This is a genomic window from Salmonella sp. SAL4457 (assembly GCF_046548235.1).
GTDB lineage: Bacteria > Pseudomonadota > Gammaproteobacteria > Enterobacterales > Enterobacteriaceae > Salmonella > Salmonella enterica.
In genome coordinates, this window is sequence record NZ_JBGDZO010000978.1 from 1 (window position 1) to 251 (window position 251).

The window sequence follows — 251 nt, forward strand, 5'->3', positions numbered from 1 at the left end:
GCAATGGAGCCTTGGGCAACGCACTGTCGCCAAGCTGGAAGCGCACCTCTTCCGGCGCCATGCCAGCGGCGTCGGCGGCGATCTGGGTCATCACCGTGTAGGTGCCGGTGCCGATATCCGTGGTCGCGCTGGCCACCCGCAGCAGGCCGTCCGCCTCCAGCCGCGCCCTCGCGCTGGCCTTGCTCTGCATGGCCTCCCAGACGCCGCCGGCCATGCCCCAGCCGAGCAACTGGCGCCCTTCGCTCATGCTC

1 protein-coding gene is annotated in these 251 nt (G+C 70.9%); it reads right to left on the reverse strand.

Annotated elements, in window-relative coordinates:
- Positions 1-251, reverse strand: a 251-nt coding sequence (locus tag ACLJNW_RS27110) for a molybdopterin cofactor-binding domain-containing protein (protein WP_410961649.1), incomplete at both ends; no start/stop codon positions are given.